This is a genomic window from Mesorhizobium sp., assembly GCF_004962925.1.
Lineage (GTDB): Bacteria > Pseudomonadota > Alphaproteobacteria > Rhizobiales > Rhizobiaceae > Mesorhizobium.
This window is the reverse complement of sequence record NZ_SUEO01000268.1, coordinates 1-7,535: the sequence shown is the minus strand read 5'-3', so window position 1 is coordinate 7,535 and position 7,535 is coordinate 1. Positions and strand designations below refer to the sequence as shown.

At 62.3% G+C, this 7,535-nt stretch carries 8 protein-coding genes; 5 read left to right on the top strand and 3 right to left on the bottom strand.

Annotated elements, in window-relative coordinates:
- The first annotated feature begins 39 nt into the window (after positions 1-39).
- The 5 genes from E5W87_RS32000 (at position 40) to E5W87_RS31980 (ending at position 5,730) form a co-directional block, all read left to right on the top strand.
- Positions 40-966: a carbohydrate ABC transporter permease gene (locus E5W87_RS32000; protein ID WP_292406918.1), complete on the top strand. Its 927-nt coding sequence runs from the start codon at positions 40-42 to the stop codon at positions 964-966.
- Positions 966-1,823 (top strand): carbohydrate ABC transporter permease, encoded by an 858-nt coding sequence (locus tag E5W87_RS31995; protein WP_023802294.1) that lies wholly within the window; start codon positions 966-968, stop codon positions 1,821-1,823. Before E5W87_RS32000 ends, E5W87_RS31995 begins: the two co-directional genes overlap by 1 nt.
- 23 nt (positions 1,824-1,846) lie before the next feature.
- Complete coding sequence (locus E5W87_RS31990) at positions 1,847-3,838, top strand: glycoside hydrolase family 127 protein (RefSeq protein WP_292406911.1); 1,992 nt, start codon at positions 1,847-1,849, stop codon at positions 3,836-3,838.
- 109 nt (positions 3,839-3,947) lie between these two features.
- Positions 3,948-5,111: a hypothetical protein gene (locus E5W87_RS31985; RefSeq protein WP_292406908.1), complete on the top strand. Its 1,164-nt coding sequence runs from the start codon at positions 3,948-3,950 to the stop codon at positions 5,109-5,111.
- Positions 5,098-5,730, top strand: coding sequence for a hypothetical protein (locus tag E5W87_RS31980; protein ID WP_292406906.1), 633 nt, complete (start codon positions 5,098-5,100; stop codon positions 5,728-5,730). The genes E5W87_RS31985 and E5W87_RS31980 overlap by 14 nt, the downstream gene beginning before the upstream one ends.
- On the opposite strand, the gene E5W87_RS31975 is transcribed toward E5W87_RS31980, so the two are convergent.
- From E5W87_RS31975 to E5W87_RS31965, 3 genes are all read right to left on the bottom strand, one after another.
- Entirely contained in the window at positions 5,727-6,167 is a 441-nt protein-coding gene (locus E5W87_RS31975) for a GtrA family protein (protein WP_292406903.1), read from the bottom strand. The two genes, E5W87_RS31980 and E5W87_RS31975, sit on opposite strands and share 4 nt — an antisense overlap.
- Positions 6,160-6,852 carry a class I SAM-dependent methyltransferase gene (locus E5W87_RS31970; protein WP_292406900.1) on the bottom strand — a complete coding sequence of 231 codons (693 nt, stop codon included), beginning with the start codon at positions 6,850-6,852 and terminating at the stop codon, positions 6,160-6,162. The genes E5W87_RS31975 and E5W87_RS31970 overlap by 8 nt, the downstream gene beginning before the upstream one ends.
- The coding region (locus E5W87_RS31965) for a glycosyltransferase (RefSeq protein WP_292406896.1) at positions 6,827-7,535 on the bottom strand (709 nt) is incomplete at its 5' end. The genes E5W87_RS31970 and E5W87_RS31965, both read right to left, overlap by 26 nt.

Genomic DNA, 7,535 nt, shown 5'->3' with positions numbered 1-7,535 from the left:
GCCGGACCCTCCCCTCGAGGGGGAGGGGGACGTAGAGCCATGACCTCCATCGCAGCAATTTCCACCCCAGCGCGCCGGCGCAAACTGGTCGGCGCCGGTCGCCGGCAGTGGATCGGCCTGCTCTATGTCGCCCCGGCCGTCGCCTTAGTCGTCGTCTTTTTCATCATCCCGCTCGGGATGACCGCGTGGATGTCGCTGCATAACTGGCCGCTGATGGGCGCGCACTCCTTCATTGGCCTCGACAATTACTGGGCGATCCTGCGCGATACCAGGTTCTGGAACGCGCTGCGCTTCACCGGCTACTACACCGTGGTGGTGACGATCGCGATCTTCGTCGTCGCCTTTCCGCTGGCGCTGTTCATCGAAAAACCCAGGCAGATGACCGGCTTCTACCGGACGTCCTTCTTCATGCCGGCCGTCATCGGTTTCGCCTCGGCCAGCCTGCTCTGGTCGTGGCTGCTCAATGTCGATTCCGGCCTGTTCAGCCCCGCCGCCTTCGAGCTCGGCCTGACCGAGAAAAAGGTCAATCTGCTGGCGACGTTCCAGCCGGCGTTCTGGTCGATTATCGCCATGGTTGTCTGGAAGGTGGCGGGCTTTACCATGATCATCCTGATGACCGGCCTGCAATCCATCCCGCCGGACCTGCAGGAGGCGGCGATGATCGACGGGGCAGGGCCGCTGGCGCGGTTTCGCGCCATCACCCTGCCGCTAATGCGCCGCACCCTGGCGCTGGCGCTGATCCTGTCGGTTGCCGGCTCGGTGCTCGCCTTCGACCAGTTCTACATCATCCTGCGCGGCGGGCCTCGCAACCAGACGCTGACCGCCGTCTACTGGATTTTCAACCAGTCATTCGTGTCGTTCAAGCTCGGCTATGGCGCCGCCCTCTCGATGATCCTGCTGGTCATCCTGGTCGCGCTCAGCCTCATCCAGCTGCGGCTGCTGCGCCAACCGGAGGGCGTTGACTGATGGCGCAGGCACGCAGCCGCAAACGCCGCATCGGCATGCAGATTGCCGAGCACGCGACGGGCATCATAGCCTCGCTGCTGTTCCTAGCGCCGATCGTCTGGACGGTGCTTTCGGCGTTCAAGCCGGCGCAGGAATCGCGCCAACCGCCGCTGCCGCCCTGGCCGACCACGGGTTTTTCGGTCGAGAACTACGCCACGCTCAATACGTTCGGCGACGGCCTCTGGCTGCCGGCGCAAAACAGCATCTATGTCTCGGTCATGACGGTAGTGCTGTCGGTGATCGTCAGCGTGCTGGCCGGCTATGGTTTCTCGCGCTTCCGCTTTCCGCTGAAGAACCTGCTCTTCGTCCTCATCCTGTCGACGATCATGATCCCGTTCCAGTCGATCCTGACGCCGATCTTCCTGGTGCTGACTAAGATCGGCCTGCACAACACGCTGACCGGGCTGGTCTGCGTCTATGTCACGCTGCAGCTGCCGTTCTCGATCTTCATGATGCGCAACGCCTTCGACGCGGTGCCGCGCGAGATCGAGGAGGCCGCCCGCATGGACGGCGCCAACAACGTCACCATGCTGCTGAGGGTGATGCTGCCGCTGGTCTGGCCGGGCATCGTCACCATCGCGCTGTTCGCATTCCTCGGTGCGTGGAACGAGTTCTTGGCGGCGCTGGTGCTGATGACGGACCAGTCCAAATTCACGCTGCCGATCATGATGACGGCGCTGCAGTCAGGCCGCTTCGGCGCCATCGACTGGGGCGCGGTGCAGGCGGGCGTCACCGTGATGATGGTGCCATGCCTGGTGCTCTTCCTCTTGCTGCAGCGCTTCTACATCCGCGGCCTCATGGCAGGGGCCGTGAAGTGATCCCTATTCGAACGGAGTAAATCATGACCGCATCGCAATCCGCTAAACCGGCCGTCAAGCTGGGCAAGCCGAAGCTTGCCTTCCGTCCACTGCCGGTGCCACAGGTCGATATCAGAGGCTTCTGGGGCGACCGTGCCGATGCCGTCGCCACCAGGACCGCCGATATCCTCTTTGACCGCTGCGTCGAGGCGCGCATGCTGGAGCAGATCGACCCGGACCGGCCATCGCCCGGCGTCGTCATTCCGTTCCACTCACCCTCGCCGGACGAGGCAGCCACCGCCGGCAATGAGTTCACCGGCTCGACGGTGACCACCCAGATGTTCTGGGACAGCGATTGGGGCAAGACGATCGAGACCGCGGCCTATTCGCTCTACCGCCGCCGCAATGACGCTCTGGAGAAGAAGATCGACGCCGTCATCGACATGTACGGGAAGCTGCAGCAGCCCGACGGTTATCTGTCGAGCTGGTATCAGCGCATCCAGCCCGGCTTGCGCTGGACCAATCTGCGCGACTGTCACGAGCTCTATTGCGCCGGCCATCTGATCGAAGGCGCGGTCGCCTACTACCAGGCCACTGGAAAACGCAAGCTGCTCGACATCATGTGCCGCTATGCCGACCATATCGCCGAGACCTTCGGTCCCGAGCCCGGCAAGAAGAAGGGCTATTGCGGCCACGAGGAGATCGAGCTGGCGCTGGTCAAGCTCGCACGGGTCACCGGCGAGCAAAAGTATATGGACCTGGCAAAATACTTCATCGATCAGCGCGGCCAGCAACCGCATTATTTCGACGAGGAGGCGCGGGCCCGCGGCGCCGACCCGAAGGCCTATCATTTCAAGACCTACGAATACAGCCAGTCGCACAAGCCGGTGCGCGAACAGGACAAGGTCGTCGGCCATGCGGTGAGGGCGATGTATCTCTATTCCGGCATGGCCGACGTCGCGACCGAATATGGCGACGACACGCTGCGGGTGGCGCTCGACCGGCTGTGGGACGACCTCACCACCAAGAACCTCTACATCACCGGCGGGCTCGGGCCGTCGTCGTACAATGAGGGTTTTACCGCCGACTACGATCTGCCCAATGAAACCGCCTATGCCGAGACCTGTGCTTCGGTCGGCCTGGTATTCTGGGCGAACCGCATGCTCGGCATGGGCCCCAATGCGCGCTACGCCGACATGATGGAGAGGGCGCTCTACAACGGCTCGATTTCGGGCCTTTCGCTCGATGGCTCGCTGTTCTTCTATGAAAATCCGCTGGAAAGCCGGGGGAAGCACAACCGCTGGAAATGGCACCGCTGCCCCTGCTGCCCGCCCAATATCGGCCGCATGGTCGCCTCGATCGGCAGCTACTTCTACAGCCTGTCGGAAGGCGCGCTGGCCGTCCACCTCTATGGCGACAGCACGGCGCGCTTTGAAATATCACGCCGGCAGGTAGAGCTGATCCAGACCAGCAATTATCCATGGAACGGCGCGGTCTCGATCACGATCGAACCCGAGGCGCCGACAACATTCACCTTGCACCTGCGCCTGCCGGCCTGGTGCCGCAAGGCGGCACTCAAGGTGAACGGGGAGGCGGTCGATCTGGATGCGGTCACCAGCGATGGCTATGCCGCGATCCGGCGCGAGTGGCGCAAGGGCGATCAGGTCGAACTCGATCTCGAAATGTCTATTGACCGCCTCTACGCCAATCCGCAGGTGCGGCAGGATATCGGCCGCGTCGCGCTTGCCCGCGGTCCGCTGATCTACTGCGTCGAGGAGACCGACAATGTCGGCCAGCTGCACCGCCTAGCTCTGCCACGCACCGCAAAGATCGAGGCGCGCGAGGAGCCCAACCTTTTGGGCGGCGTCGTCACGCTCTCGGCCGTCGCCGAGGAAGCGGCCTCTGAAAACTGGCAGGACGGGCTCTATCGCACCGAACCGCCGGCGGTGGAGGAGACGAAAATCACCGCCGTTCCCTATTTCGCCTGGGACAACCGCGATCCCGGCGAGATGCTCGTCTGGCTGAGAAGCTCCTGATCCGGGATGCGGATCTTGAGCCGGCGAAAGGCATGTCTTGAATTTGCCCCGACGGCGCTAGTTTAGAGGGAGAGAGTGGCGCCAGCCACTCGTATGGGTGGAGGCAGAGTTGGCGCTCGAAGATGTCGCGCGTCCGAGCGCCGGCGGTCGCTCTATAGCCGTAGCCGTCGCGGCGGTGCCGCTCCTTTTCGTCGTCAGCGGGTTAGCCATTCGCTATGCGGCATTTGCTTCGGTATCGGAGGGATCAGGTTTCGCGGCTTATGCCCGTGCGCTCTGCCGGTGGGATTGCGCCTGGTATATTGGCATCAGCGAACTAGGTTATGAGCGCTTTCCCATCCCAAACCAAAGCAATGTCGGCCGCTGGGGCTTCTTTCCATTCTATCCGATGCTGGTGGCGGCGATCCGGGTTGTTTTCCCTTTCCCGACGATACTGGTCGCGACCGTCACCTCCATTGTTTGCAGCTACGCCGCCTGCCTTGTGGCATGGCCGCTGCTGGAGAAGAACATGCGTGCCTATGTGCTGTATTGCGCGTTTCTGCTCAGCGGCCCGTTCTCCTTCCACTTCACCACTTTCCTGACCGAACCACTTTTCGTGCTCCTGACCTCGTGCGTTTTTCTCGCGCTCAAGCGCTCCAGCTATCTGGCCGCGGGCGTTTCATCCGCGCTCCTGTCGGCGACGAGGCTGGTCGGGGTCCTCGTCGTATTTGCGACCGTCATTCAAATGTTCAGGGAGCACCGCGAGCAGGGCGGATCGACACTGTCCTTCCCGCGCTGGGTGCTTGGCCGGCCGGATCTGCTCGTCGCTATCTTCATTTCGCCTGCCGGTTTGTTCGCTTACATCCTGTTTCTTTATCTTACGATCGGGGACGGCTTTGCGTTCTTGCATGTCCAGCGCGCATTTGGACGGGTAGCGGGCAATCCGCTCGTCTTTCTATGGGACGGGCTCTCAGCCGTTTCGACCACCGGCTGGCTGCCTACCGCGCCGCAATGGAGCGCGTTGGCCGCGATCACCGGGCTGGCGCTGTCTGCTGTACTAGCGGCTCGCAGGCAATATGGCGCTGCGCTGTTCTGCGCGCTCTGCATCATCCTGCCACTGATCACCAACCTGGCCTCGATGGTCAGGTACGTCATTGGACTTGCGCCTCTGACAATGTTGGTCGCCGTCCTGCTGTCGGCGTCGCGGCTGACTTACCTGGCGGCCTTGGTTTTCTTCCTGGGCGCCTGTTATTTCATGACCGTGGCCTGGATCGGAGGCTACCTTGCCCTGGTCTGACATTCCGGCCCCGTATCGGCGCGCCGCCTGGCTCAGCGGCTACGCGTTCGCGGCGGTTCTGGCCGGGTCCGAAATCGTCATCCTTGCGCTTGCTCTCAATCCGAACGTCAACGCCGACTATCGCGCCTATTACATCGATCAAACGACCACGTGCCTCAACCGCGATGCCATCGGCAGCTACACACTTGGCGAGACGGTATCGTTCCGCAGCGACGGCGCCAAACGGGCAGCCAGCATAAAGGTCTGCGGCTGGTCGGGGTCGGCAGGCGACGGCACCCATTCGCTGGGCGAGACCTCGCGGCTTCGCCTGGAGATACCGCCGCTCGGTCACGGCTTGGCAGCCACGCTGCAAATGGCCGCCGTCATTCGGCCACCACAGATCACGCAGAGGGTGGTGATCTCGGTGAACGGCATTCGGGCGCATGCGGTGACGCTGTCTGGCAAAGAACCACGGATGGTTACGTTCATCATTCCACCGGCGGCTCTCGGCAAGACCGATACACTCGACATCGCCTTCGACTATCTCGACGGCATTCCGCAAACTCCGGCCGCCAGCAACATCTATAAGCGCTCCATCAAGCTGGTGTCGTTCCGGCTCGATGCCATCGACACGGATTAGGTGGAGCGGTCGCTTTGCCGGCCGGGTCCTCGCTGCGCAAAAACCCATCGGTCGAGTACGAGCAGATTGACCGCCGGAATGAGCAAGCAGGTAATCAGAACGGCAAAGATGGGCGACAGGCCGAGTTTCATGGTGAAAAGCGCCGGCACTGCGTAAGCTATGCCGAAGCCTGTCACCGTCAGCAGGAGAAAACGCGCAGCTTCCGATCGATGCGATCCGCTCGATATGAAAGTTACCGATTTGTGGGCGAGATAAGAAAACACCGCCGCCGCGGCGTAAGCCGCAAGCGACGCCTGGACGGGGCTGACGCCGATCCATTCCGATTTGACCAAAACGGTAGCCAGGACAGCATAAAGGATCGTCGCAGCGATGCCGACCAACCCGAAGCGCGCCAGCAGCTTCAGTCCGGTGCGAGGGGTCGAACGGCCCTCAGACATGCGCGCTGCACGCATACTGGGCCCCGAGCGGTAAGGGCGCGAGCAGGCGCTCGAGTCTTCTGGCGAAAGGCTTGGCCGACGGCAGCAGCAGGAAGTGCTCGGATCGGATATCGCTGAAGCCCGTCTCCCGAAAAAGAGACCTTGCTTTGGCGGCGTTGAGCAGGACCGCGTCCTGGTCGAATGGACATCGCAACACCGCAAGACGCGTCAGCGGATTATAGGGATTGTGCTCGATGACGCAGGCGACGCCGCCCGGCCGCACGACGCGCCGCATTTCCCGGAAGAAATCGAGCCAGGAGACGGGTGGAACGTGATGGACGACGCAGCTGGCGAAAGCCAGATCGAACGCGCCGTCCTCATAAGGCAGGCTCGGCGTGGTGCAGGCCCTGTAGGCCACACGTGGATTGTCCTGGCCGGCGCGCAGTATCGATTCCTCCGAGACGTCGCAGCCATCCAGGCTTTCGAACGCGCCTTCGAGATAAGGGTGGAGCGACCCGACGCCACAACCGACGTCCAGCGCCCGCACACTCGCACCGCCCTGCCTAAGCCTTCGCTCGACCACGAGACGCCGCAGCAGGTCGGCCTTGGCGGTCAGAAAGAAGTCGTGCCTGAGGCCGGAAAACCGGATGGATCCTGCGACCGCCTCGCCATAATTTGATTTATAGCTGTCGAAGAGTTCGGCCATCCGCCGACGCTCCGTTCCTAGGTTTTCGAAGCGATCGGCGGCTCTCACCAAGGGCGGCGGCACGCATCGCCTTATCGAAGCCGGTGACTCGATCGATCGCGTAAAGCGGACGGCGTTTCACCTCGGCGTGGATACCGCCGACATAAAGTCCGACCACGCCGGTCATGAAAAGATTGATGCCGCACAACAGCGACACGATCACGACGGTGGATGTCCAGCCGGCAATGATGCCGGTTTCAAAAATCCAGGCGAAGATGGCGTAAGCGCCGAACACTGCCGCAAGCACGGAAATGGCCAATCCGCCCCACAGAGCCATGCGCAGCGGCTTCTCGGAGAAGCTGACGATGCCGTGAACGGCAAGGTGCATCATCTTCCAGAATGGGTATTTGGTCTGGCCCAGGGTCCGCGCGGGGCGTTCGAAAGGCACCGCCGTCTGCTTGAAGCCCATCCAGGCGAACATGCCCCTGACGAAACGGTCGTGTTCGGGCATTTGCTTGAAGGTTTCCAGCGCCTTGCGGCCGACCAGGCGGAAATCGCCGACGTCGCGCGGGATGTCGACCGACGTCATTTTCTCCAGCAGGCGGTAGAAGAGACTCGCCGTAATGCGCTTGAACCAGGATTCGCCCTCACGCTTGATACGGCGGGCATAGACGATCTCAAAACCTTCCTTCCACTTCGCTATC